This window comes from Cupriavidus sp. SIMBA_020, assembly GCF_046535395.1.
Taxonomy (GTDB): domain Bacteria; phylum Pseudomonadota; class Gammaproteobacteria; order Burkholderiales; family Burkholderiaceae; genus Cupriavidus; species Cupriavidus campinensis.
In genome coordinates, this window is record NZ_JAWRWU010000478.1 from 1 (window position 1) to 276 (window position 276).

Sequence of the window (276 nt, forward strand, 5' to 3'; positions counted from 1 at the left end):
GCAAGCGATCCTCGATGCGTCGTACCAATTCCTCGCCGGCATCGTTTCTCGAGAAACGTTCCTCCTGGAGCGGCCGCTTCTCCCAGCTTTCGCGAGCTTCTCCCGTGAGGTGCTTCAATGCGGCCTCGTCGAGCAGCGCGCACAGCGCGTAGACCGCATCGTTGATCCCGTGATCCGGGAGGCCTCGCAAGCCCAGATCGGAGCGCAGTTGGTCGATCTGCGTGTTGCATTGGCCTCGAAGCGCGTCGAACGACAGCGGCTCTTCGGCCAGTGCGG

The 276-nt window shown here is 63.4% G+C and carries 1 protein-coding gene; it reads right to left on the reverse strand.

What is annotated here, in order from left to right:
* Positions 1–276: DotU family type IV/VI secretion system protein (locus SB751_RS30135; RefSeq protein ID WP_410749037.1), on the reverse strand; the 276-nt coding region annotated here is incomplete at both ends.